We start from the raw sequence: 24,012 nt of genomic DNA on the forward strand, positions 1-24,012 counted from the left end.
TATGGAAACAAACTATGCACAAAAAATGCTTGATGCCCTATCCAGTGGGCAGCTAGATGATGCGAAAAAGTTTTTTGCACAGTCATTGCGAAAAGATAATGATGATTTAATATACAGTTTAGCAGAGGAATTATACGCTCTTGGATTTTTGAACCAATCACGGCGTGCCTATAAAAAATTGTTAGAAAAATACCCTGGGGAGGATGAACTTCGTACGGCATTAGCTGACATTGCGATAGAAGATGGTGAGATTGACGAAGCACAAGACTACTTAGCACAAATTAACCCTGATTCACCTTCATACCTACAGGCTTTACTCGTCAAGGCAGATGTCTATCAGTCTGAAGGATTAACGGAATCTGCAGAACACAGTTTATTGCAGGCTGAAAAAATATCTCCAGATGAAGAGGTGATTCAATTTGCCTTAGCTGAATTTTATTATGCAAATCAAAGTTACCCCAAGGCAATTCCACGCTATCGTGCGTTGCTGAAAAAAGGCCAACGAGAAATTAGTCGAGTTGATCTGGTAGCACGAATTGGTATGTCGTACGCTCAAGTAGGCAATTATGAACATGCAGTTGGTTATTTGGAACAAATCAAACCAGAACAGATGACATTGGACACACGATTCCAACTAGCAGTCCTATATCAAGAAAACAAGCGGACGCAAGAAGCAATTGATTTGTTTAATGATGTATTGGAAGTGGATCCTAAATATACGTCTATTTATCCGATATTGGGACAAGCGTATGAGCAAGAACGACAGCTTGAGGATGCTTACCGAGTTTATCAAGAAGGGTTAGCTCAAGATGAGACCAATACGGTATTATACCGTCTAGCAGGTTTAGCAGCAGAAAAAATTGGAGATGATGCTAAAGCCAAAATGTATTATCAAGATGCTTTGAATTTAGATGATACAGATGTGACCTCAATAATTGTTTTGTCTGCTTTGCTATTAAAGCAACGAGAATTCGAAGCAGATATTCAGTTATTAGAGAAACATATTCAAGAAGATGTTATTGATCCGGAGTTTTACTGGCACCTGGCACGTGCCTATTATCAGGAAGGTAATCAAAAGCAAGCTACTAAATATTGGGAAATGGCTTTACCCTTTTTTCAAGATAATACTTCATTTTTGCGTGATATTATTGATTGGTACCATGAAGAAGGTGAACATGAGGATGAGATTGATATGATGGCTAGATATTTAAATATCGAACCAGATGATGCTGATATGCAAATGCGATTTGAAAATGCAAAATATTAAAGATACGCAATTGCCACTCTTTTGGTAAAATAGAATTATATGAAAATTAAACAATTACCTCAAGAATTTATAGATGCGCAACCAATATTAACAAAGTTAGAAAATGCTGGATTTGAAGCTTATTTTGTTGGTGGGTCAGTACGTGATACTGTCATGGGAAAAAAGATTCATGATGTTGATATTGCAAGCAGTGCTTTTCCAGAAGAAGTTAAATTATTGTTCCATAATACTGTTGACACGGGTATCCAACACGGAACAGTAATGGTTTTGGACCATGGAATAGGATATGAAATTACGACTTTTCGTGTCGAGTCAACTTACACGGACTTCAGGCGACCGGATCATGTTACTTTTGTACGTAGTCTTGAAGAGGATCTTAAAAGGCGTGACTTCACAATTAATGCGCTCGCAATGCGGCATGACGGTGAAATATTGGATTTTTTCAATGGCCTAGAAGATATGAAAAAAGGCGTTATTCGAGCAGTTGGTGATGCCGAAAAACGATTTACAGAAGATGCTTTGAGAATGATGCGTGCCCTGAGATTTAGTGCCCAACTTGGTTTCAACATTGCGTCTGACACTCAAAAAGCATTGGTAGATTTGGCACCGAATTTGGCTAAAATCGCAGTTGAACGAATTCGAGTTGAATTTGAAAAATTATTGTTAGGAAGTCAAGCAGCGCAGAGTTTGGAATTTGCACTGCGCGCTCAGATCATGCATTATTTGCCAGGACCGCACATTGAAGAATGGTCTAACATTATAGATGATTTAAATAAAGGCCAAGCTACAAATTACACCGTGGCTTGGACACATATACTGTCCAGAGCGCAATTTGATGACGAAAAACTTCATCAATTCATGTACGATTGGAAAATGAGTCGTACTGTGATGAAAACAATCAGTGCAATTGTGCCCCTTGTAAATCATCCAGAGGAATCAACGGTATTTGATATATATCAAATTTTAGCTTATCAAAAAGAGTTACTTGAAGTTTTATTACTAACTGGTAGTCGTCCAGAGACAATTCAAAGAATAAGTCATATAATAGAGATGTTACCGATTACAAAAGCTGCTGATCTTAATATTAGTGGTGGTGAATTAGTCCGTTCTGGTATTTTAGCACCTGGACCGGTGTTAGGACGTGTACTTAAAAAAATTGAGTACGCAGTTGTTGTTGGTGATATTTCAAATGATCACGACGCACTTGAAAAGTTTGCAAAGGAGTACGTAAATGACCAAAATTAAAATGGTATGGGCTGAGGATCGCCAACATGCAATTGGAAAAGATGGTGGTATACCTTGGCATATGCCTGACGATCTTAAATTGTTTAGAGATGAGACAGTCGATACGTTAATGATTATGGGGCGCCCAACATGGCTTAGCATTGGGCGGCCACTTCCTAAACGAACAACTGTAGTTATGACTAGGCAGGAAGACTGGACAACGAGTTATCCAGAAGTACAAGTTGTTCATTCAATCGACGAAGCAAAAGATTTGATAGCTAAAGAAAAGAGAGACATTACAATTGCCGGTGGTGCAGCAATCTATCGTGAATTTATGCGCTACGCAACAGATTTAGTTATAACTCGGGTTGACGGTGAAATCGATGGTGATACTTTTGTTGATGAAGTAGACTTAACACAATTTCAGCTAAAGTCCCGTGAACCACATGCGAAGGATGATAATCATGATTACGCATTCGTTGTTGAACGCTATGAGCGCATATAAGGAAAGAGTATGTCAAATATTAAAATCGTTACAGATTCAGCTGTAGCATTAACGCCAGAAGAAATTAACAAATATGATATCAAAATTGTGCCACTATCAGTGCAAATCGATGGGACGGTCTATGAGGACGGCGTCACTATTCAGCGTGATGAATTTCTTGAAAAAATGATTGAAAGTAAGAGCTTTCCTCAAACATCACAACCATCAATTGGCACATTTCAAGCTGTTTACGATGATATTTATCATAAATTTCCTGATTCCGAAATTTTAAGTATCCATTTATCATCCGGATTGTCAGGAACTGTTCGCGCTGCCGAACAAGCAGCTGCATTGACAAGTGCTAAGATTACAACGTTTGATACATTGGCAGCTGATCGCGCGCAAGCATTTGTTGTCTTACAAGCAGCTGAGATGGCCTCTCAAGGAGCTACAATGGCTGAAATTATGCCAGCGGTTGAAAAAGCGCGAGAGGAATCGCATATCTTTTTGAGTTTTACCTCTTTGACAAACATGGTTGCCGGAGGCCGCTTGAGTAAAACACAAGGAATTATTGGTAACTTACTTAATATAAAAGTAGGTGCTGGTGTAACGAAAAATGATGGTACCGTTGAAGTGCTTCTTAAAGGTAGAGGTATGAAGACTATCACTAAATTCAACAATAATGTTATTGCTAAAATGCAAGAGTATAAGGAAGTATTGTCAATAGGTATTTCTCATGCAGGAATCCCAGAGGAAGCAGCTCAAATTGCAGCACGATTAAAAGCGATTTGGCCTGATATTGACATTCCAGTTTTAAATACAACACCAATTATTTCTACTCATACAGGCGTAGGTGCATTAGCAATTTTGTACCGAGCACGCTAAAATAAAAACCTCAGAATTTTATTTCTGGGGTTTTATTGTTGCATTAAAATTGGTACACTTAAAAAGCATTTATCAAACAAAGTCGGCAATCGTGCCGGACTGGTTCGGAAAATCCCAGAATAAAAAACCAAGTGTGATTGTATTGTATCAATAAAATCACATATAACAGAAAGGAAAGATAAAATGCAAAAAGTTATAATTGACACAGATCCAGGAATTGATGATAGTTTAGCACTTTTGGTCGCATTAAAATCGCCAGAACTTGATGTTATCGCCATTACTGTGGTCGAGGGCAACGTTCCAACAAAAATCGGTGTTCAGAATGCCCTCAAAGTACTTGAAGAAGCAGGAAGAACTGATATTCCTGTTTTTGAAGGCGCACATGAGCCCTTGCAACATGAGTATGTCAGCGCACAAGATACTCACGGATTAGATGGGTTAGGAGAAAGTAACATTGCTGATCCAGTAATAGAGGCCAGCACGATAAGTGCTCACTCAGCATACAATCAGTTGCTCACTAATCATAATGATGTTTGGGTACTGGCTTTAGGACCGTTAACAAATATTGCGCTAGCCATGAAAGAAAATCTCGAGGTTTGGCAAAATATGTCACGCTTAATCATTATGGGTGGAGCCTATCTGTCAAATGGGAATACTTCGCCAGTTGCCGAATATAACTTTTGGGTAGATCCGGATGCAGCTGACTATGTTTTAAAAAACAGTCCTATTGTTGCTGAAATCGTACCCTTAGATGTTACTCGAAAAATATTAATGACACCAAATATCTTGTCACTCATGCAACGATTAAGTCCAGAACAATCAATATTTATTACTAAAATCATTAATTTTTATTTTGACTTTCATTGGCAACAAGAACACGTATTGGGGGCGGTTATTAATGATCCGCTTGTGATGATTCATGCGTTATATCCTGAGTATACTCGTGGTATTAGTAAGTATGTTACTGTAGTAACAGAAGGAGTAGCTCTGGGACAAAGTATAGTTGATATAGCTGACTTTTGGAAAAAAGAAGCAAACGCAGTGATTTTAACCGAAGTAGATTCTTTGCATGTTATGGCTGAAATCATAGCTCGCCTATTAGGAATTTCGTCAGCAACCGTGTTGACTGAATTAACCAATATTGCCACAGATCTTGAGGTGTTATCATGAAAAAGCTATCTACTCAGCGTATCACGTTAATTGCTCTGTTTACTGTGACTAATATTGTTGGTGGTCACATTGCTTTGTTTGCAAAGTTGCCAGTTTACTTAGACACAATTGGTACGCTTTTAGGTGCATCTTTTTTTGGTCCAGTTGGTGGGCTAATTGTTGGTATTTTGACAGCATTAATAAATGGTACGACAGGCGACCTTTTTTCAATTTATTACATGCCTAGCCAAATTGTTACTGCTCTTGTGGCAGGGTTGATTTACACAAAAGTCAACGCTATTGATATTAAAAATATTTGGTGGTCAGCCTTAATTATTTCCGTACCAGCGACAATTGTGAGTTCGGTGATTACGGTAATTCTTTTTCACGGCATTACTTCTTCTGGCTCAAGCACCATTGTACAGGTACTTCACGGTCTTGGACTCAATCAAACACTTTCGGTATTTCTAGTACAGATTGGAACAGATTATCTCGATCGTCTGATCGGTATGTATGTTGTAGCCGTAGTATATCGTATTATCGTGTCGCGTGTTCATGTAATTTGAATATCATTCTATAAATAAAGAGCGAGAACGACCGCTCTTTGTACATAATCGTCATTTACGCTATAATGGTTACCAGTTAAGTTTCAGGAGAATTGCACATGCGGAAGTTTGCCATTAGTTTAATAGCTATCTTATTAATTGGTGTTGGAGGATTTTATGGCATCAAAACTTGGGAAAACCAAAAAAACAACTTGAATCAACCTCAAAAGTCGGTGCAAAAAGTATCACATATTAATCTAGTTGCCTTGGGGGACTCATTAACAGAAGGTGTTGGCGACGAAAAAAATATGAAAGGGTATTCTGGGCGAATTGCTAAGAAAATTCAATCACAGTACAATGTAGGTGTCACTGTTAGCAATTTTGGTAAAGCCGGTGATCGTTCTGACCAAATCAAAAAAAGATTGGATACACAGCAAAAATTTCAAAAACGGTTACAAGGGGCTAATGTAATTGTTATGACCTCTGGTGGTAACGATTTACAACAGCTACTTTTGAAAAATGTTTGGGCAACATCTCCAAAAACATTATCAGCTGCTGTTAAAGCAGGACAACAATCTTATCAACAAAAGTTATCTGCTTTGATAGCAGATATTCGCTCTTATAATGCTGAGGCGCCCATATTTATATTTGGAAATTACAATCCTTTGTATGTTCATTTTGCCGATCGTCCTGATTTTAATGATGATGTTAAGCTATTTAATAGCATCAATGCTCAAGCTGCTAAAGAAGATGGTAATGCATATTTTGTGAGTATTTTCAATCTAACATATGGCCAATTTAAAACAACAACGCAACGAGAAGGACTTATTACGGAATCAGCTAGCTCAAATAGCAATTCAAATTCGAATGCTGCTATGACAGCTGTTTTGACGGGTAAAAACAATGTCAACAACGCCTGGATTAGTACAGAAGATAATTACCACCCTAATAATAAAGGCTATAATTACATAACAGCCCAATTATTTAACAAAATGAAAAAGGAAGCAAAACAATGGCTGATCAAACACTAGCTAGATCAAATAAAGTAGTCAAAAAAAAGAAGCCCATTTGGTTCTGGCTTTTCTGGGCTCTAATTTCTATATTATTGATAGGCGGAATCTGGCTTTTCAATAATGCCACCGGACCAGTAAAAATAAAGGACAATGTATCCAAGATTAGTAAATCAGACGCTACGTTTGATGTCTCCTTAAATAAAAAACAAATCAATGCCCTAGTTGCTCATTATCTTAACGATACAGATAACAGCGGATATACTTTTAAAATTGGAGATGACGTGATGATGTACGGTAGTGCCAAACTTTTAGGTCAAAAATTTAATTTTGGCATGGCTCTAGATGCTCAATTAACGCCTAATGGCAATATCGTTATGCAGGCCAAGTCTTTAGCAATTGGTAATCTATCGTTGCCCATTAAAACTGTAATGAGTTACGTCAAATCAAGTTATGATGCGCCAGAATACGTCACAATTGCACCGAAAAAGAAACAGATATTTATTGATATGAGTAAGTTACCCACAACGCAAGGCATTAAATTTAAAGCAAAGGTTATTAATATAAAAGCAGATCAGTTTGTTTTCCAAGGAGGCCTTGCTAATGATAAAAAGTGATCGTTCCTTTTACAATTGGTTAATGACAAATCGTAACGCTATGGCAGCCAACGAAGTGCAACAATTTGCAAATAATGCCTTTTTAGATTCATCATTTCCAAAACAAAGTAGTGATTTTGAGGAATTGTCAAAGTATCTGGAAGAGAATACAGTCTATTTAATGAGTATGACAACATTTGATGAAGCTTGGTCGCTATACAACGCTGAGCGTTAATGTTAGAAAGGACATATATTTAATGGCACAAATAATTCAATGGTTTCCTGGCCATATGGCCAAAGCTTTCCGTTTGATGCGGGAGAATTTAAAACTAGTCGACGTTGTTTTTGAGTTGGTCGATTCCCGTATTCCCGAAAGTTCCCGTAACCCAGAAGTGGATAAATTAATTGGTAATAAGCCCCGTTTGTTAATTATGACTAAAGCTGATTTGGCAGATCCTGATCAAACCAGAGCATGGAAAAAGCATTTTGAAGCACAAGGATACACAGTACTTGTGCTTGATACGCGCGACCCAAGGACTCCACAATTAGTAACTAAAGCAGCTCGGCGAGCAGTTGAGGCAAAAAAAGCTGCACAATTAGCAAAAGGAATCCAAGATCAGCCTATTCGTGCTATGATTTCTGGTGTACCAAACGTTGGTAAGTCAACATTATTGAATCACTTGGTAATGAAAAATGTTGCGCCAACAGCAGATCGACCAGGGGTAACGAAGAAAATTGCTTGGCTAAAAACGCCAACAAAATTAGAACTACTTGATTCCCCTGGCGTACTATGGCCAAAGTTTGAAGATCAAAACATCGGTATGAAATTGGCATTAACAGGTGCGGTGAAAGATACAATTTTCGCCAAAGATGATGCAGCACTGTTTTTGATTGACTTTTTTCGAAAATATCGACCAGAAGCTATTATTGAGCGATATCATTTGAATGATAACATTTTTGATCAAGAAAATGTCGATGTCTTATTATCTATCACAAGCAAATTAGGATTTAAAGATGATTATGACAAGGCTAGTGAACGAATACTAAATGATCTTAGGAAAAATAAATTAGGGGCGTTTACACTTGATTTAATTGAGACGAAAAATGACTGACACGATTGCAAATATCAAACGACAACTCAAAAATATATCGCCTGACGATGAGCAGTTATTGATTTGGCAACAAGATAAGCGTGTTGGTGTACAAAATGCTTTAAAGGCTTGGCAAAAAAAGCAAGTGCTATTGCAGGAAAAACGTGAGCATTTTTTATCTCGTTTTGATATTGAACGTCAGTACTGGATGCAAGGTTACGATTTAATTGCCGGTGTGGATGAAGTCGGTCGGGGTCCTTTAGCTGGTCCAGTCGTTGCAGCAGCAGTTATTTTACCGCATGATTTTGATGTTTTAGATGTTATAGATTCTAAGCAGCTGTCTGCAAAAAAACGAGATGAATTGTACGACAAAATTATAGCAAAAGCAATTTCTATAGGTGTTGGTAGTGTCGAAGCCTCGATTATTGATAAAATTAATATTTATGAAGCAGCTCGTGTTGCGATGACTGACGCAGTTAATCAGTTGGCGCCCGTACCTGAAGCTTTATTAATTGATGCTATGCGGTTAGATATAGATTTGCCGCAAGAATTTTTAATTAAAGGGGATGCGCGAAGTAATTCAATAGGTGCAGCCAGTATTATCGCAAAAGTAACACGTGATCGCCTAATGGCGTCCTATGGTTTAAAATATCCTGGTTATGGTTTCGAAAGAAACGCTGGATATGGTACTAAAGAACATCTTGAAGGTATAAAAAAAATCGGCATTACACCGATTCATCGTAAAACGTTTGCACCCATTAAAGATATAATATGATGCACTGTAATATGAGCAAGAGACTGGTTGCAATTACCCAGTCTCTTTTTTTGATTGCAATTGGTTGAAAGTGTGATCGATCGGCATTTTCCGTAAAACCATGCGAAGCCATAGCTTCTGCCAAACGAGTTGACCACCGCAGTGAGACCAAAATAGCTTTGAAAAATAATTGTGGTGAGTAAAATGTTAAAGATTCACCACGCATTAAAGCCGCTGTCCGGATAGTTTGAACTTCTTGTTTAACACGAGGCACAAAAGATAATGCACCGCGAAGACCGTAGACAAAAGTGGTTGGTACACGGAATTTTTGTTCGAGTGTGTCCAGCAATAAGATCATGTCAGTGGTGAACGAAAAAGCGGCTCCTAGGAATATGTAGGCAACAATTCGAGTCATCATGGTAATTGCCATTTCATGGGAACCAAACGTTGTAAATGATGTCCATGCACCTAAGACGGGCAAGATAGGCATGGTAATTAATAACAAATAACGTTTCCAGGACAGTTTTGAAAAAACAAGATAAATCCCAGTAATAATTGCTACAATAAGATTGACTTGATAATTAAGGACAAAGGTTAGCTCAATGCTAACGATAAGTATAAGTAGAAATTTAATACTTGGATTCATAAAAAATGCTCCATATATTGTAAAGTTTGATTAGATAGATGTAAATGATAATCAATGACAGGACATAGCTGATTAAGTTGATGGCTAATAATAATAAAACGTTGTTGGCCGTTATCTGCGATTTCTCGTAAAATTTCGCCCACAACACGAACAGAATTTGCGTCCAGACCAGCAATTGGTTCGTCTAATAATAATACTGGTGTGCCGATGATTAACATCAATAAGAGTTGAACTTTTTTCTTTTGTCCACCAGAGAGCTGATAGACAACGTGATCTTGTAGTCCATCCAAATTTAAGCGCTCTAAGTAATGATTGATGGTGTTCTCGGACCAGTTTTCTGGTCGTTGTGCATGTTTCAAGCTCAATGCGATTTCCTCACGAACCGTCATTCGTAAAAATTGACGTTCGGCATTTTGAAAAAGCAAAGCTACTTGTTTTGCATATTTAACAGCATTAAATTTTTTGATATTTTGGTCAACATACGAAATGTCACCTTGGTAAGACTTTAGGCGAGTTAGAGCATTAAAAAGGGATGACTTGCCTGTGCCATTTGCTCCAGTAAATAGTGTAATACCTCTAGGAGCCAAAGGTAGATCAGAAAGGCTAATTAATCGGCGTTTCCCAACAAAAAGCTCAAAATTTTCTAATTGCAAAACACCTGTTTGAGGTAATTCTAGGTGGACGTTTTGTTCTGGTAAAATACGATTCTGAAAGTTACTAACAGTTGTTACTTTTTTGTGGTGTACTTCCCATACCTGATCAATAATTGGTTCGTATCCATGTAAATCATGATCAGTGACTAATATAGTGGTATGCCTCTGTTTTTGTAGATCTTTCAATTTAGCTAATAAATCTTGGCGAGATTGGTTATCGATATTCGCAAAAGGTTCGTCTAATAATAAAAAGTTACTTTGCATGGCAACAATGATAGCTAACGCAACTTTTTGCTTTTCACCACCTGATAAGGTATCAATGTCCTGATGACTTAAATGTAAAATGCCAACAAAGTCTAGGGCGTGCGTTGCACGTTCCTTGATATCAGAAGGATGAACTTGCAAGTTTTCTAAAGTGAAAATCAATTCTTCGAGTGGTGTTTTCATAACAAATTGGGTTTCTGGATCTTGAAATAAAAAGCCGACGACTTTTGCTTTCTCGTTAGCCGGCAATTGGGTAACAGCCTGATTGTTAACAAGTACTTCACCTTTTAGTTGGGGGTATAATCCTGCAAATATGCGAAGAAGGGTTGATTTTCCAGAGCCAGAGGGACCGATTAAGAGATTAAAACTATTGTGAGATATTGACATATTAATATCATCAAGTATTTTGTTGTTGCCATACGACAAACTGATATGTTTTAAATGAGTAACCATAATAATTTCCTATGTACGCGGAAAACTCCGCTTATTTATATTTATCTGTTTTTTTTGCAATGGTTAAAACATCAGAATCTGTAGCCATGTTTATTTTGCTGTATACCATGACGGGGATATTGCTAATTTCTGCTGCGACCTTGGGCAAATTTTTTAAAATATCCATAAGTTGATCATAATCACCTTCAAGAGTTGATTCGAAAGCCCCCACCTGATAGTTGACATTACTTTTGTCAATATAAGCAATCACATGATCAACTATGCGAATAATTTCTTCTGTATCAGCTGTCATTGGTAATACTTGGACTGCAATGCTTGATATCATGAGACCACCTCGTTTGTATTGACCTCTAGAATACCTGATTTAGCAACTAGTTTTTGTGTGAAATAAACAATTACTCCTGCAAAAATAGCTGCTGAAATAAGGCGAGTGATGAATAATCCAATCAATAAACCAAATGAGTAGTCAGCATAACCATTACGGAAGAGGTCCCAAATAAATGTCACAATAGTAACCGTGATCACAGACATTGACAAACTAGTTTTGTCCCAGCGACGGTAACCAAATACAGCAAATCCAAGCTCGGTACCAAGTCCTTGGATTAGTGCAGAAACAATGTTCATGACACCCCATTGAGAGCCAAATACCATTTCAATTGTGCCACCCAGTGTTTCACCTATAATTGATGCGCCAGGGCGACGTAAAATGAATCCGGCCATGGGACCAGCCATAAGCCAAGGACCCAATGTTGCATCATTAGCATATGCGCTTAATCCGAATGGTGTCAAAAAAGCAGCGATGACATTATAACCAAATGCCCAAGCCCAAAATATAAATCCAAAGAAAACACCGATTAGCGCGATGAAGATAACATCGCGCAGCGACCATTTGTTTGCAGTCATTTGCAAAGCCTCCTAAAATTTTCGATACTAACCAATAAGTTAATGAACTCAACTGCGTACATAACTTTGTTGGCTAATAATTGGTGTCAATAAACCGAAATTACCGCAAAATCGAGTACAAATTAGAAAAAGCCAGACTTCATAAGGAAGACTGGCTTGAAAAATTGTGGTCATGATTTCAATGCAGAAACGGTACTTAAAAAATGTGTAGTGTCAACATCATACATTGTATAGTATTGACATTACAAAACATAGTACCATCAAGATATATCATTTCATTAAGACATTTTCAAGTAAATCTCCCTACGCTAGTATTAACTAGATCAGGTATGATGGGTTTTATCTCAGCACAACGGCACCCCAGATTTTGGTGTTTTCAGTTATTTGTGAAAAGCTCACGCCTAGAGTGTAACATAAGACTAATTATCGTGCAAACTATTCAGACGCAACAAAATTTTATTATAAAAATTATGTTATATTTTCTAACATTATTATATTTTTAAGTAAGAAATTTGAGTATGATATAATTTGTGGTCTTTTACTAATTAAAAGTACATGATATCAGCGAGATATTGACTTATTTGTTATACTAAAATGAGTAAAAAAACAACTCTAAGGATAAACAATGGACAGTATTCATCTTTCACCACGGCTTGCAGCTGTGGCTTCATTTGTACCCAAAGGCTCAAGATTAGCCGATATTGGCTCTGATCACGCCTATTTACCTGCTAATCTATTAATCAATAACAAAATTTCATTTGCAGTTGCTGGTGAGGTTGCTAAAGGACCTTACGAAAACGCACAGCACGAAATCGTTCGAAGAGCATTAACTACACAACTCGAGGCGAGATTGGCGAATGGATTAGCGGCAATTAAAGATGAGGATCATATTGACACGGTCACGATTGCTGGTATGGGCGGTGTCTTAATTACAGACATATTAGAAGCAGGTTTTTTAAGAGGAAAAAGCTTTGAAACGCTTATATTACAGCCAAATACTGATGAGCATATTGTGCGAACATGGCTGAATAACCACCAGTATAAAATTAATGATGAGGTTATTGAACAAGAGAATAACCATTTTTATGAAATTATAATTGCTACAAAGGGTACACAAAGTTTATCAAGTCTTGATAAAAAATTTGGCCCAGTCTTACGAAAAAAGAAAACGCCAGTTTTTGTTTCTAAATGGCAGAAAGAATTGGATCGTATCGATACAATTTTTGAAAATCTTGAATTTGCTGGAAAAACTGATTCATCTATTTATCAAGATTGGAAAAACAAGTATCAGCAAATTAGGGAGGTTATCAAGTGATTGCACAAGAATTAATTGACAAAATTGAGTTTTTTGCCCCTAAACAATTAGCTGAGGAGGGTGACCCAACGGGATTACAAATTGGTGATCCTAAGCAGCCGGTACATCGGGTCATGACAGCCCTTGATGTTCGTCCAGAGGTGGTTCAAGAAGCAATTGCTAATCATGTCGATTTTATATGGGCACACCATGAGGCCATGTTTTTTCCTGCAAAAAACTTAGACTTATCACAGCCTCAAAATCGAATGTATGCAGATTTGATTCAACATAACATTGTTGTTTATGCTTCACATACTAATATGGATAGTGCAGAAGGTGGCATGAATGATTGGTTGGCCGAAACACTTGGTATTCAAGATGCAATACCTTTGATACCAAATGTGGATAAGAAAACTGGGCTTGGCAGAATTGGACAATTAGAGCAACCAATTTCTGTACGAGAATACGCTGTGAAAATTCGTGATTTGTTTCATGTTCAAGCAGTGCGCGTTATTGCTAGCGATGTGACAAAGCCAATTCAAAAGATTGCTGTGCTAGGCGGAGATGGTGGTCGTTGGTGGCGAGTAGCGCAACAAGCAGGAGCTGACGCCTATATTACAGCCGATGTCTACTACCACGTTGGGCATGACATCTTGGCTTCCAACTTTATTGTGATTGATCCTGACCATCATATGGAAGCCATTGCTAATGAAAAAATGGTTGATAAGGTTAAAGAATGGTTTGGTGATACTGTTGATGTAGTTGCTACAACAATCAATACTGATCCATACAAATATATCTAGTTAACAGTTAAAACAGTGAGCAAATGCTCAAAAGGAGTAATATATGACAAAGTATCCCGAATTAACAGAACGTTTTTTGAAATATGTAAAAATAGATACGCAATCCGATGAACATTCAGAAACAGTGCCTTCATCACCTAAAGAGGTCGCTTTTTTAGCAGATCTAGCAGAGGAGTTAAAAGCTATTGGCCTTGAAAATGTACGTACCATGAAGGATGGTTATGTATTTGCGGAATTATCAAGCAATATTGATGACAGTGCTGTGCCTGTAATTGGATTTATTGCCCACGTTGATACTGCAGATTTTAATGGAGCGAACATTAACCCACAAATTATTGAAAATTACGACGGCCAATCGTCAATTAAGTTGGGAAATAGTGGTTACGAATTGGCAACTAACGAATTTCCTAGTTTAAAAAAATATGCGGGACATACTCTAATTACAACTGATGGCACAACACTATTAGGTGCTGATGATAAAGCAGGAGATGCTGAAATTATTACCGCAGCTCAGTATTTAATTGCACATCCAGAAATCAAGCATGGTGATTTGCGGTTTGCTTTTGGACCAGATGAAGAGATTGGTATTGGTGCCGATCATTTTGATGTTGAATCATTTGGTGCTGATTTCGCTTATACAATGGATGGCGGACCATTAGGCGAGCTTGAATGGGAGACATTTAATGCTGCGAGCGCCGTTATCACAATTCAGGGACGAAATGTTCATCCGGGAACTGCAAAAGGTACAATGGTTAATGCCATTCAACTAGCATTTGATTTTCATGAACAACTTCCTGTCCATGATCGTCCAGAAAATACTGAAGGAACAGAAGGATTTTGGCATCTTCTAGCAGTTGACGGTAATCCTGAAGAAGCAATCCTACGATATATTGTTCGTGATCATGATCGAAATATATTTGAAGAACGTAAGCAAAGATTATTAGATATTGCGGATGCCTTTAATCAGAAATTAGGGGAAGAGCGTATAAAAGTAATATTGAAAGATCAATACTACAATATGGGTGACATCTTGAAAGATGATATGCGTTCAGTAAATTTGGCTGAAAAAGCGATGAACAGCTTGGGGATTGAACCGATTATTGAACCTGTTCGTGGTGGTACTGATGGTTCAAAAATAACTTTTCTGGGACTACCAACACCAAATATTTTTGCAGGTGGCGAAAATATGCATGGTCGTTTTGAATATGTTTCTACAACAGTCATGGAGCAGGCAACAGACGTTATTTTAGAAATTGTAAAACTTGCACAAGAAAAATAAATTTTAGACAAATAAAAAAGAGCTCAAGCGAGCTCTTTTTTGTTTTGTGATCTACTCTTCAGACGCCACTTCTTTTGGTGCAGCTGATCCTGAAATTGCTGGAATTGCAATGACCGCAATTTCACCAACAATAACAGCAATGACAGCAACAGTAACAAAATCATAAGTGCCTGAATTCAATTGGGATACAATATAACCCAAAATTTCACCAAATATTGCAGACCAAATTGCTACCATAATGTATTTCATGATTTTTACCTCTTTACTGTCATTATAATACACCTTTTTTCACAAATCGCAAGTTTTTAAAGGAATTTAAACAAGAAAAGGGAAAATGTCTTTTCTGTGATTTTGTGGCATCCTAATATTTGTTAAAATCAACGACTTTTCTGTTATTTTTCTGTATAATTAAAGAAAACGGATGTTCGTATAAGGAGTTGAGATGTACGCACCGCTTCAAATTTTAAGCAGTTATAGCTTATTAAAAAATCCAAATACAATTGAACAAATTGTCCAAACGGCAAAGACTCGCGGCTATGAAGCTATTGCACTGGCTGATATTAATGTAATGTATGGAGCGATAGACTGGTTTCGACAAACCAAAAAGCATGGGATTAAGCCTTTATTTGGCTTGACATTAATGGTCAATGGACTGGTGAATTCAGCTACACTATTTCCAGTTTTACTATTGGCTGAAAACCAAACAGGCTATCAAAACCTAATGTGGTTATCATCAGCCAAGATGAACAGTCAAGGCGATTTTCAGTGGGAAACAATGGTTAAACACTTAGCTGGTATAAATATTATTTTCCCAGCTGACAGTGAGTTTGTTCAGCTTATCGCTTCAGGTTATGAAGAAGTTAATAACTATTGGCAACAACTTATCACCCTTGTTGACAAGCAACATGCTTTTATCGGCATTAATTCACAAATGGCACCGCAGATACAAGAGAGATTAGCGCAATTCAGCGAACAGAATGGCGGTCATATGATTGCTTTAGATGATATTGACTACCTTAATTCAGATGATGCTTTCACTACCCAAGTCTTAAAAGCAATTGATGCGAATGTTAAATTGGACGATATTAAAATTTTATCGCAACAACAAGGCTCACATATTTTAAGAGATCTAACTGTCGTTCGACAAGAATACCAAAGCACAGAAGTCCTAAAGACGGCTTATATTAATAATGAGTTATTAGTTTCCAAAAGCAATGTCAATATTGAATTTAAAGATACAGCGTTACCACCCTTTGAAACACCATCTGGGGTAACCAATGTACAGTTTTTAGAAACAATTGCTAACAGTGGATTAAAAAAACGATTGCAAGGACGTAATGTGACTTTGAACTTGTACGAAGAAAGGTTGCAGTACGAATTAAAAACCATTGAAGCGCTAGGATTTAGCGATTACTTCTTGATCGTTTGGGACATTGTGAATTTTGCGCATAAAAATCGCATTCAAACTGGTCCAGGACGTGGTTCGGTCGCTGGGTCTCTGGTTGCGTATAGTTTACAAATCACCGATGTAGATCCCTTGCAATTTAACTTGCTATTTGAACGTTTCCTAAATAATGAGCGAGTGCAAATGCCTGATATTGACATTGATTGGCCACCAAGCAAACGTGAAGAATTATTTACCTATCTCTATCAAAAATACGGGAAAAGAAACTTTGGCCAAATTATTACATTTGGTACTTTAGCTTCTAAACAAGCGTTACGTGATGTAGGCAGGGTATTTGGATTACCGACTCCGACACTGAGTAAGTTGAGTGCTAGCATACCTGAAGGGAAAAATGGCCGTAAAGTATCTATTAACGATGCGCTTCAATCACCACAATTACAGAATACCCTTCGTGATATTGACAATGGTAAATTATTATTGCAAACAGCATTGAAAATCGAAGGATTACCAAGAAATTATTCTACACATGCGGCAGGCATTGTACTTAGTGCAAATCCTTTGGTTCAAACGTTGCCCGTACAATCTGGTGCCGAGGGGCGTTTATTGACACAATTTGAAAAAGATCCAGTTGAACAATTAGGGTTACTTAAAATTGACATTTTAGGGCTACAAAATTTAGCTATTTTAAGCCAAACACTTTATTACGCTCAAAAAGAGCTGCCAAAAGGATTTGACATTACAAAAATAGCTTTGGATGATGCTAAAACCTTAGCACTATTTGCTAAAGGTGATACCAATGGCGTTTTTCAATTTGAATCTGCAGGAATTAAAAATGTACTGCGAAAGCTGAAACCAGCTACCTTTGAACATGTTGTGGCTGTTAACGCGCTTTATCGTCCTGGCCCTGCGCAAAATATTGACAAGTTTATCGCTCGACGCCATGGTAAAGAAGCAGTCATGATTCCAGATCCTAGTTTGAAAGCAATCTTGGCGCCAACTTTTGGTATTATTGTATATCAAGAGCAGGTTATGCTAGTTGCGGAATCGTATGCTGGATTTACGCTAGGTGAGGCGGATATCTTACGAAGTGCCATGTCTAAGAAGAAAGTCGACAAAATGCAAAAATTGCATGAGCAATTTATTGCAGGTTCTTTGAAAAATGGACACGATCAAGAACAAGCAGAGCTTATTTTTTCTTATATTGATGAATTCGCTAACTATGGTTTTAATCGTTCACATGCAGTTGCTTATAGTAAATTAGCTTTTGAACTAGCTTATCTAAAGGCTCATTATCCAGTTGCCTTTTTCACAGCACTATTAAATGCAAACCTGGGTGAACAGAAAAAAGTGCAACAATATGTATCTGAAGCCAAAAATCGTGGCATTGTAGTATTAGCGCCAGATATTAATAGGTCATATAAGTTTTGGACATCTATTGAAAACCAATTACAAATGGGCTTGAACAACATCCGTGGTGTTCGTACAGACTTTGTGACAGCTGTGTTAGAAGAGCGCCAGAATAATGGTTCATTTCAGACCATCCAGTCTTTTGTGCGGCGTTTGCCAGAAAAAATGCTTAAACGCGAAGCGGTAGAGCAATTAGTATATGCTGGGGCACTTGATTCGTTTGGCTACAATCGGCGTGAATTAATCGAAAATCTAGCTAGCCTGATTGAAGCTGCAAGTTTTGGTAACCTAATTTTAGAAGAAACGAAAATTAAGAAGTATGATGATTTTTCTTTGTCCGATCGTTTAAAAAAAGAAAAAGAGGTCATTGGCGTAAATTTATCTGGACATCCTTTAGATGCGTATGGTGATTTCACTTCGAAAAATGGTTTTAGTCAAATAGGAAATATCGTACAGCCAAGTCAGGTTGAGAAAATAATCGCAATTGTTGACAGTATTCGACAGATTCGGACTAAAAAAGGGGATGACATGGCTTTCGTGAAAGTCTCTGATACCACTGGAGAAATAAGTGTAACCATATTCCCACAGCTATTTAAAAAAATCAGCAATTTTCTAAAACCTGGAGCGATATTGAGTATTGCTGGTAAATCAGAGCGTGATATGCGTAATGAGATCGCAATTGTGGCTAATCACATTAATTTAGCGCCAGAACTGCAGTATCTCGACCCCGTTCAAGGGACATGGTTTCTTCAGCTTGACGAGGTGCATGATACACCGGAAAAACGTGAAGGAATCAGTCAAATCATGAAAAAATATCGTGGTCATAATCCAGTGGTGATTCACTGGCAAAAAGATGGTAAAAGTCAAAAACTTGATCAAGAATTTTGGATGAGTAGTGAAACCGTTATCATGCGCGAATTAGCAGCTTTACTAGGGAGTGGAAATATTATTTTTAAACAAACTTACTGATAATATGACTTGTACAAATGGGGCATAATGTATAAAATAGAGATTGGGTAGAGTTGCACAAGCAACAACCAAGATAACTAAGGAGCTATTTAACCATGAAAAAGACGAAAATCGTCTCAACACTTGGTCCGTCATCATCTGATGTCGAAACAATCGTAAAGTTAATCCAAGCAGGCGCTAATGTATTCCGTTTTAACTTTTCACACGGTGATCACGAAGAACATTTAGGCCGTATGAATGCTGTTCACGAAGCCGAAAAGATTACTGGTAAGACAGTTGGTATTTTGTTGGATACTAAGGGTGCTGAAATCCGTACAACAAAGCAAGCTGACGGTAAGATTGAATTCCATACAGGTGACACATTGCGTATCGCAATGGATGAAAACCTTGAAGGAACGAAAGAAAAAATCGCCGTTACATACGCTGGTTTGTTCGATGATGTTAAAGAAGGTGGACAAGTCTTGTTTGATGATGGGTTGCTTGGTACAACTGTTATCGAAAAAGATTCAGCCACTCGCGAATTAGTTGTTCGCGTTGATAATGATGGTATTTTGGGATCACGTAAAGGTGTTAACGCACCCGGTGTTTCAATTAACTTGCCAGGTATTACTGAAAAGGATGCCGATGACATTCGTTTTGGTTTGGATCACGAAATCAATTATATTGCTGCTTCATTCGTTCGTAAGCCTGAAGACGTGCTAGAAATTCGTGCATTGTTGAAGGAAAAGAACATGGAACATGTTCAAATTATTCCTAAGATTGAATCACAAGAAGGTATTGACAATCTTGATGCAATTTTGGAAGTTTCAGATGCCTTAATGGTACCACGTGGTGACATGGGTGTTGAAATTCCTGCAGAAAATGTGCCTTTGGTTCAAAAGGACATGATCCGCAAGATGAACAAGGCAGGGTTGCCAGTTATTACTGCAACACAAATGCTTGACTCAATGGAAGAAAACCCACGTCCAACACGTGCCGAAGCTTCCGACGTTGCCAATGCTGTATTTGATGGTACTGATGCAACGATGTTGTCAGGTGAATCAGCTAATGGTGATTATCCAGTTGAAGCTGTTGCAACAATGTCAGCAATTAATGAAAAGGCTGAAACTTCACTACGTGAAAATGGACGTCATGAAGATATCTTATTTGACGAGTCAGATTCAACAGAAGCCGTTGCTGCCTCTGTAGCGCGTATTGCACGTAATGTAAATGCTAAGGCTGTTGTTGTATCAACAAACTCTGGTTATACAGCACGTATGGTTTCAAAGCATCGCCCTGATGTCAACATTTTGGCTGTTACTTATACAGAACGTGTACAACGTGGTTTGACTTTGAACTACGGTGTTGTTCCGGTAGTTTATGATGCACCAAAGACTATTGATGAAATGGTTGATTTGGCTAAGAAAGCTGTTAAGGAACAAGGACTAGCTAACACAGGTGATACAATTGTTATTGCAGCTGGTGTGCCAATGTCACAATCTGGTACAACTAACATGTTAACTGTACAAACAGTATAATAATTCTAGTTTAGACATTAAAAAAGACTATAATGATTTGGATACCAAATCATTATAGTCTTTTTTAATTTAATGTAAGCAAAGCTATCACAGTTTAATACTAAAAGTTAACGAACTGCTAATATTAATTTAATAAAAAAATAGGTAGGAGTGATGTGATGAATAGTGGTGATTTGGCTTGGGTTTTAGTTTCAGCTGCGTTGGTCTGGTTGATGACACCTGGATTAGCTTTGTTTTATGGTGGTCTAGGTGAACGTAGAAACTTGTTACACACGATGTTTATTCCAGTTATGATTATTGGAATTGCGTCGCTAGTATGGTTTATTATTGGATATACTTTATCATTTGGCGGCAGTGGTAATATCATTGGGAATTTTAAACATTTATTCTTAGCAAATGTTTCATTTACGCATTCTACTAAAAATTTAACAATTCCTGACGGTGCATTTGCATTGTTTCAAGGTATGTTTCCGATAATTACCTCGGCAATTATTACCGGTTCCGTAATCGGTCGAGTTAGAATTAAAGCATTGCTCGTATTCATTACGCTTTGGTTGATTTTTATTTACTCACCGTTGGCACATATGGTTTGGGGTGGTGGATTCTTGGCTCAGCTAGGCGCAATTGATTTTGCAGGTGGAACTGTTGTTCATATTTCTAGTGGTGTAACTGGACTGGTGTTAGCTTTGATGATTGGACATCGTCATACTGACAAACATATACCTGTACGACCTTCCTATGTTTTGATTGGTGGTGCGTTGTTGTGGGTTGGTTGGTTTGGTTTCAATTCCGGATCAGCTCTTGCAGCAAATGGTACAGCGGTTCTAGCCTTACTTAACACTTGGTTGGCATCATCGGTAGCTGTGTTGACTTGGGGCCTTGTTGAATACAAGTATCATGGACGTGCTACATTATCAGGTATTACTAGTGGTGGAGTGGCTGGTCTAGTTGCTATAACCCCTGCTGCTGGGTTCGTGGCGCCATGGGCAGCCGTAGTGATGGGGCTCTTAGCTGGAGTGATAGGCTTTGCTGGCATCACCTTTGTTAAGAATAGCTTTGGATATGATGATACACTAGATGCTTTTGGTATTCATGGCATTGGTGGTGCTGTGGGTGCAATCTTGACAGGCATATTTGCTGATAAAAGCGTTGGCGGAGTTGCTGGTCTAATCAACGGGAATATGGCATTGGTTGGTAAGCAATTAGTCGCAATTTTATTTACCATCGCATTTGCTGCGATTGGGACATATATTTTAGCTAAAATAACAGAAATCGTTGCTGCGCCACTTCGTTTGACAGCTGATGAAGAAGCTGAAGGGTATGATACAATTATGCACGATTTGACTGTGGAATAAAGGACAATAGTCCTTTTTATTTTGCTTGATATTTAGCTCATAAACTACCATCAATCACGGCAATATGGTAAAATAAAGGAAACATATAAAGGGGATTTGCTTTTTGACAGCACAAGTTCAGCAAATTTTTACATTTGAAAATGTGGAGCAACAGACCAAGTTGCTTGGCGTTAATGATAATTTTTTACAGTTAATTGAAGAAGGGTTAACTGTGCGACTTCATGCACGTGGCGACCAGATGACTATCTCAGGTGATGAGGATAAAGTGCCATTAGCTAAAGCTGTACTACGTGAATTAACTAATTTAATTAAGCATCAAATAAGTATATCAGACACTGACGTTGTGAGTGCAATAACAATGGCACAGCGTGGCACATTAGAATATTTTGGTGACCTATACTCTGAAGTACTAATTCGTGATAATAAGGGGCGTTCCGTTCACGTTAAAAATTTTGGTCAACGCCAGTATGTCCAATCAATTCGTAAAAATGATGTTACTTTTGGTATTGGGCCAGCTGGAACAGGGAAAACATTTCTAGCCGTTGTTATGGCAATAGCAGCCTTAAAGCGTGGTGATGTTGAAAGAATTATTATCACACGTCCTGCTGTTGAAGCCGGCGAGTCACTAGGATTTCTCCCGGGAGATCTGAAAGAAAAAGTAGATCCATATATGCGTCCCATTTATGATGCTATGAATACATTAATTGGTGCGGAACAGACCCAACGGTTAATGGAACGCGGTGTAGTCGAAATTGCGCCACTAGCTTATATGCGTGGACGAACGTTAGATGATGCATTTATTATTCTAGATGAAGCACAAAATACAACAAATCAACAAATGAAAATGTTCCTAACCCGTTTTGGATTTGGTTCGAAAATGATTATTAATGGGGACGTTTCTCAAATTGACTTACCTCATGGTGCAAAATCCGGGCTTATTTCGGTTCAACGTATTCTGAAAGACGTGAATCAAGTATCATTTATTCATTTTGGTAGTGCTGATGTGGTCCGCCATCCAGTAGTCGGTTTAATAGTAGGTGCCTATGACGCAGCTGAGAAAAAATTAGCTGAATTAAAAAAGGAGCAAATTAACTAATGGATTTGGCTATTATTGACCAAACAAGAGTTGGTGTTAATCAATATCATCAAGATCTAGTTCGTTGTGTACTAGACTATGCTGGCAAATATTTAGAGTTACCAGATAATACAGAAATGTCTGTAACATTTATGAACAATGAAGCAATTCATCAATACAATAAAAAATATCGTGGTATAGACAAGCCCACTGACGTCATTAGTTTTGCAATTGAAGAAGACGGTGATGACTTTCCGGTTCTACCAGATGAACTGATGGAGGCTGAGTTGGCTAAAAATATTGGTGACATCTTAGTTTCTGTGGATATTATTAACTCTCAAGCAGAGTACTTGGGACATAGTTATGAACGTGAGTTAGGCTTCTTAGTGGTGCATGGCTTCTTACATTTGAATGGATACGATCATATGTTAGGCGATGCAGAAGAAAAAGAAATGTTTGATTTACAACGAGAGATTTTAGATAATTATGGCCTCAAAAGATAAAAAGCTAGAGGGTGCGCCTAAAGATTACAATAAAAAGGTACAACGAAACAGTACATTTTTTCGGGCCATGAGAAATTCTCTGCATGGTATTTGGCTGATTTTAGTCAGAGAACGCAACATGCGAATACACATATTGCTAGGGTTTCTCATTTTACTTGTGGGTCTACATCTTGGCTTAAATCGTGCAGATTGGCTATGGGTTGCAGTTGCAGTATTTACAGTGATATCAAGTGAGTTTTTGAACACAATTATTGAAGCTGTTGTTGATTTGGTTGTTGAAAAAAGATACCATCCACTTGCTGGGTTGGCAAAAGATGTCGCTGCTGGTGGCGTTTTAGTGGCTGTTGGTTTTGAAATTATTATTTTATTAATTGTATTTCAACCCTATGTCTGGCGACATTTTGGTATTGTTACTAATTTTTCACAATTTATTCATGACTTTAGTAAATAAAACATACACAGGAGAGTACGGTCAAAAACC

General features: G+C 37.8%; 25 protein-coding genes and 1 riboswitch. Of the genes, 20 read left to right on the top strand and 5 right to left on the bottom strand.

The window, feature by feature from the left end:
- Position 1 precedes the first annotated feature (1 nt).
- The 11 genes from GJV51_06250 to GJV51_06300 all read left to right on the top strand — a co-directional run bounded on the left by GJV51_06250 (position 2) and on the right by GJV51_06300 (position 9,026).
- Complete coding sequence (locus GJV51_06250) at positions 2-1,267, top strand: tetratricopeptide repeat protein (protein QGM25597.1); 1,266 nt, start codon at positions 2-4, stop codon at positions 1,265-1,267.
- Positions 1,268-1,306: 39 nt separating this feature from the next.
- Entirely contained in the window at positions 1,307-2,512 is a 1,206-nt protein-coding gene (locus GJV51_06255; protein QGM25598.1) for a CCA tRNA nucleotidyltransferase, read from the top strand.
- Positions 2,499-2,996, top strand: coding sequence for a dihydrofolate reductase (locus GJV51_06260; protein QGM25599.1), 498 nt, complete (start codon positions 2,499-2,501; stop codon positions 2,994-2,996). Before GJV51_06255 ends, GJV51_06260 begins: the two co-directional genes overlap by 14 nt.
- Positions 2,997-3,005: 9 nt before the next feature.
- Positions 3,006-3,860, top strand: coding sequence for a DegV family EDD domain-containing protein (locus GJV51_06265; protein ID QGM25600.1), 855 nt, complete (start codon positions 3,006-3,008; stop codon positions 3,858-3,860).
- A 183-nt stretch (positions 3,861-4,043) separates the two neighbouring features.
- Complete coding sequence (locus GJV51_06270; GenBank protein QGM25601.1) at positions 4,044-5,030, top strand: nucleoside hydrolase; 987 nt, start codon at positions 4,044-4,046, stop codon at positions 5,028-5,030.
- Positions 5,027-5,575: an ECF transporter S component gene (locus GJV51_06275; protein ID QGM25602.1), complete on the top strand. Its 549-nt coding sequence runs from the start codon at positions 5,027-5,029 to the stop codon at positions 5,573-5,575. Before GJV51_06270 ends, GJV51_06275 begins: the two co-directional genes overlap by 4 nt.
- A 98-nt stretch (positions 5,576-5,673) precedes the next feature.
- Positions 5,674-6,585 (top strand): lysophospholipase, encoded by a 912-nt coding sequence (locus GJV51_06280; protein ID QGM25603.1) that lies wholly within the window; start codon positions 5,674-5,676, stop codon positions 6,583-6,585.
- On the top strand, positions 6,567-7,181 hold the full coding sequence (locus tag GJV51_06285; protein QGM25604.1) for a DUF2140 family protein: 615 nt from the start codon (positions 6,567-6,569) through the stop codon (positions 7,179-7,181). Before GJV51_06280 ends, GJV51_06285 begins: the two co-directional genes overlap by 19 nt.
- On the top strand, positions 7,168-7,395 hold the full coding sequence (locus tag GJV51_06290) for a YozE family protein (GenBank protein ID QGM25605.1): 228 nt from the start codon (positions 7,168-7,170) through the stop codon (positions 7,393-7,395). Before GJV51_06285 ends, GJV51_06290 begins: the two co-directional genes overlap by 14 nt.
- A gap of 22 nt (positions 7,396-7,417) precedes the next feature.
- Positions 7,418-8,272: a ribosome biogenesis GTPase YlqF gene (ylqF, locus tag GJV51_06295; protein QGM25606.1), complete on the top strand. Its 855-nt coding sequence runs from the start codon at positions 7,418-7,420 to the stop codon at positions 8,270-8,272.
- Positions 8,265-9,026, top strand: coding sequence for a ribonuclease HII (locus GJV51_06300; GenBank protein ID QGM25607.1), 762 nt, complete (start codon positions 8,265-8,267; stop codon positions 9,024-9,026). Before ylqF ends, GJV51_06300 begins: the two co-directional genes overlap by 8 nt.
- Here the strand turns inward: GJV51_06300 and GJV51_06305 are convergent.
- From GJV51_06305 to GJV51_06320, 4 genes are read right to left on the bottom strand one after another with little or no spacing between them, the layout of a single operon-like run.
- Entirely contained in the window at positions 9,010-9,651 is a 642-nt protein-coding gene (locus GJV51_06305; GenBank protein QGM25608.1) for an energy-coupling factor transporter transmembrane protein EcfT, read from the bottom strand. The two genes, GJV51_06300 and GJV51_06305, sit on opposite strands and share 17 nt — an antisense overlap.
- Positions 9,648-11,021 (bottom strand): ATP-binding cassette domain-containing protein, encoded by a 1,374-nt coding sequence (locus GJV51_06310; GenBank protein ID QGM25609.1) that lies wholly within the window; start codon positions 11,019-11,021, stop codon positions 9,648-9,650. Before GJV51_06310 ends, GJV51_06305 begins: the two co-directional genes overlap by 4 nt.
- Before the next feature lie 31 nt (positions 11,022-11,052).
- Positions 11,053-11,346, bottom strand: coding sequence for a thiamine-binding protein (locus GJV51_06315; GenBank protein QGM25610.1), 294 nt, complete (start codon positions 11,344-11,346; stop codon positions 11,053-11,055).
- A complete protein-coding gene (locus GJV51_06320; protein QGM25611.1) occupies positions 11,343-11,924 on the bottom strand; it encodes an ABC transporter permease in 582 nt (193 codons plus the stop codon). The genes GJV51_06315 and GJV51_06320 overlap by 4 nt, the downstream gene beginning before the upstream one ends.
- A gap of 283 nt (positions 11,925-12,207) precedes the next feature.
- Positions 12,208-12,297: riboswitch (TPP riboswitch) on the bottom strand.
- Between the two features lie 252 nt (positions 12,298-12,549).
- Here GJV51_06320 and GJV51_06325 point away from each other — a divergent pair.
- Genes GJV51_06325 through pepT form a run of 3 tightly spaced genes read left to right on the top strand, consistent with a single transcriptional unit; the run spans position 12,550 to position 15,300 of the window.
- Entirely contained in the window at positions 12,550-13,239 is a 690-nt protein-coding gene (locus tag GJV51_06325) for a tRNA (adenine-N(1))-methyltransferase (protein QGM25612.1), read from the top strand.
- Positions 13,236-14,021, top strand: coding sequence for a Nif3-like dinuclear metal center hexameric protein (locus GJV51_06330; protein QGM25613.1), 786 nt, complete (start codon positions 13,236-13,238; stop codon positions 14,019-14,021). Before GJV51_06325 ends, GJV51_06330 begins: the two co-directional genes overlap by 4 nt.
- A 43-nt stretch (positions 14,022-14,064) precedes the next feature.
- Complete coding sequence (gene pepT / locus GJV51_06335) at positions 14,065-15,300, top strand: peptidase T (GenBank protein ID QGM25614.1); 1,236 nt, start codon at positions 14,065-14,067, stop codon at positions 15,298-15,300.
- Between the two features lie 51 nt (positions 15,301-15,351).
- Here the strand turns inward: pepT and GJV51_06340 are convergent, their stop codons facing one another.
- Positions 15,352-15,549 carry a DUF2929 family protein gene (locus GJV51_06340; protein QGM25615.1) on the bottom strand — a complete coding sequence of 66 codons (198 nt, stop codon included), beginning with the start codon at positions 15,547-15,549 and terminating at the stop codon, positions 15,352-15,354.
- A gap of 193 nt (positions 15,550-15,742) precedes the next feature.
- Here GJV51_06340 and dnaE point away from each other — a divergent pair, with 193 nt between their 5' ends.
- The 6 genes from dnaE to GJV51_06370 all read left to right on the top strand — a co-directional run bounded on the left by dnaE (position 15,743) and on the right by GJV51_06370 (position 23,982).
- Complete coding sequence (dnaE, locus tag GJV51_06345) at positions 15,743-19,081, top strand: DNA polymerase III subunit alpha (protein QGM25616.1); 3,339 nt, start codon at positions 15,743-15,745, stop codon at positions 19,079-19,081.
- A 95-nt stretch (positions 19,082-19,176) separates the two neighbouring features.
- Complete coding sequence (gene pyk, locus GJV51_06350) at positions 19,177-20,598, top strand: pyruvate kinase (GenBank protein QGM25617.1); 1,422 nt, start codon at positions 19,177-19,179, stop codon at positions 20,596-20,598.
- A 158-nt stretch (positions 20,599-20,756) separates the two neighbouring features.
- On the top strand, positions 20,757-21,953 hold the full coding sequence (gene amt / locus GJV51_06355; protein ID QGM25618.1) for an ammonium transporter: 1,197 nt from the start codon (positions 20,757-20,759) through the stop codon (positions 21,951-21,953).
- A 103-nt stretch (positions 21,954-22,056) separates the two neighbouring features.
- On the top strand, positions 22,057-23,049 hold the full coding sequence (locus tag GJV51_06360) for an AAA family ATPase (GenBank protein ID QGM25619.1): 993 nt from the start codon (positions 22,057-22,059) through the stop codon (positions 23,047-23,049).
- Positions 23,049-23,531, top strand: coding sequence for an rRNA maturation RNase YbeY (ybeY, locus tag GJV51_06365; GenBank protein QGM25620.1), 483 nt, complete (start codon positions 23,049-23,051; stop codon positions 23,529-23,531). The genes GJV51_06360 and ybeY overlap by 1 nt, the downstream gene beginning before the upstream one ends.
- A complete protein-coding gene (locus GJV51_06370) occupies positions 23,515-23,982 on the top strand; it encodes a diacylglycerol kinase family protein (protein ID QGM25621.1) in 468 nt (155 codons plus the stop codon). The genes ybeY and GJV51_06370 overlap by 17 nt, the downstream gene beginning before the upstream one ends.
- Positions 23,983-24,012: the final 30 nt, after the last annotated feature.

Origin of the sequence: Leuconostoc mesenteroides subsp. mesenteroides (genome assembly GCA_009676745.1) — a bacterium.
Classification (GTDB): Bacteria; Bacillota; Bacilli; order Lactobacillales; family Lactobacillaceae; genus Leuconostoc; species Leuconostoc koreense.

Coding starts and splice junctions, on each gene's coding strand:
- GJV51_06250 (QGM25597.1), top strand. CDS start 2: ATGGAAACAAACTATGCACAAAAAATGCTTGATGCCCTATCCAGTGGG.
- GJV51_06255 (QGM25598.1), top strand. CDS start 1,307: ATGAAAATTAAACAATTACCTCAAGAATTTATAGATGCGCAACCAATA.
- GJV51_06260 (QGM25599.1), top strand. CDS start 2,499: ATGACCAAAATTAAAATGGTATGGGCTGAGGATCGCCAACATGCAATT.
- GJV51_06265 (QGM25600.1), top strand. CDS start 3,006: ATGTCAAATATTAAAATCGTTACAGATTCAGCTGTAGCATTAACGCCA.
- GJV51_06270 (QGM25601.1), top strand. CDS start 4,044: ATGCAAAAAGTTATAATTGACACAGATCCAGGAATTGATGATAGTTTA.
- GJV51_06275 (QGM25602.1), top strand. CDS start 5,027: ATGAAAAAGCTATCTACTCAGCGTATCACGTTAATTGCTCTGTTTACT.
- GJV51_06280 (QGM25603.1), top strand. CDS start 5,674: ATGCGGAAGTTTGCCATTAGTTTAATAGCTATCTTATTAATTGGTGTT.
- GJV51_06285 (QGM25604.1), top strand. CDS start 6,567: ATGGCTGATCAAACACTAGCTAGATCAAATAAAGTAGTCAAAAAAAAG.
- GJV51_06290 (QGM25605.1), top strand. CDS start 7,168: ATGATAAAAAGTGATCGTTCCTTTTACAATTGGTTAATGACAAATCGT.
- ylqF (QGM25606.1), top strand. CDS start 7,418: ATGGCACAAATAATTCAATGGTTTCCTGGCCATATGGCCAAAGCTTTC.
- GJV51_06300 (QGM25607.1), top strand. CDS start 8,265: ATGACTGACACGATTGCAAATATCAAACGACAACTCAAAAATATATCG.
- GJV51_06305 (QGM25608.1), bottom strand. CDS start 9,651: ATGAATCCAAGTATTAAATTTCTACTTATACTTATCGTTAGCATTGAG.
- GJV51_06310 (QGM25609.1), bottom strand. CDS start 11,021: ATGGTTACTCATTTAAAACATATCAGTTTGTCGTATGGCAACAACAAA.
- GJV51_06315 (QGM25610.1), bottom strand. CDS start 11,346: ATGATATCAAGCATTGCAGTCCAAGTATTACCAATGACAGCTGATACA.
- GJV51_06320 (QGM25611.1), bottom strand. CDS start 11,924: ATGACTGCAAACAAATGGTCGCTGCGCGATGTTATCTTCATCGCGCTA.
- GJV51_06325 (QGM25612.1), top strand. CDS start 12,550: ATGGACAGTATTCATCTTTCACCACGGCTTGCAGCTGTGGCTTCATTT.
- pepT (QGM25614.1), top strand. CDS start 14,065: ATGACAAAGTATCCCGAATTAACAGAACGTTTTTTGAAATATGTAAAA.
- GJV51_06340 (QGM25615.1), bottom strand. CDS start 15,549: ATGAAATACATTATGGTAGCAATTTGGTCTGCAATATTTGGTGAAATT.
- dnaE (QGM25616.1), top strand. CDS start 15,743: ATGTACGCACCGCTTCAAATTTTAAGCAGTTATAGCTTATTAAAAAAT.
- pyk (QGM25617.1), top strand. CDS start 19,177: ATGAAAAAGACGAAAATCGTCTCAACACTTGGTCCGTCATCATCTGAT.
- amt (QGM25618.1), top strand. CDS start 20,757: ATGAATAGTGGTGATTTGGCTTGGGTTTTAGTTTCAGCTGCGTTGGTC.
- ybeY (QGM25620.1), top strand. CDS start 23,049: ATGGATTTGGCTATTATTGACCAAACAAGAGTTGGTGTTAATCAATAT.
- GJV51_06370 (QGM25621.1), top strand. CDS start 23,515: ATGGCCTCAAAAGATAAAAAGCTAGAGGGTGCGCCTAAAGATTACAAT.